Source organism: Clostridium sp. AM33-3 (assembly GCF_003480315.1).
GTDB lineage: Bacteria > Bacillota > Clostridia > Lachnospirales > Lachnospiraceae > Brotaphodocola.
On sequence record NZ_QUIV01000015.1, the window covers coordinates 72,191 to 72,692 of the forward strand.

Annotated in this window: 1 rRNA gene (only partly in view); it reads left to right on the forward strand. The window is 54.6% G+C overall.

The features are described from left to right. Positions 1–499 (forward strand): 16S ribosomal RNA (locus DW819_RS10230); it begins 1,102 nt to the left of the window's first position. Positions 500–502 lie beyond the last annotated feature (3 nt).

Below are 502 nucleotides of genomic sequence, written 5' to 3' on the forward strand. Positions count from 1 at the left end.
GACAGGTGGTGCATGGTTGTCGTCAGCTCGTGTCGTGAGATGTTGGGTTAAGTCCCGCAACGAGCGCAACCCTTATCCTCAGTAGCCAGCAGTAAGATGGGCACTCTGTGGAGACTGCCAGGGATAACCTGGAGGAAGGTGGGGATGACGTCAAATCATCATGCCCCTTATGATTTGGGCTACACACGTGCTACAATGGCGTAAACAAAGAGAAGCGAGCCCGCGAGGGGGAGCAAATCTCAAAAATAACGTCTCAGTTCGGATTGCAGGCTGCAACTCGCCTGCATGAAGCTGGAATCGCTAGTAATCGCGGATCAGAATGCCGCGGTGAATACGTTCCCGGGTCTTGTACACACCGCCCGTCACACCATGGGAGTCGATAACGCCCGAAGTCAGTGACCCAACCGTAAGGAGGGAGCTGCCGAAGGCGGGATTGATAACTGGGGTGAAGTCGTAACAAGGTAGCCGTATCGGAAGGTGCGGCTGGATCACCTCCTTTCTA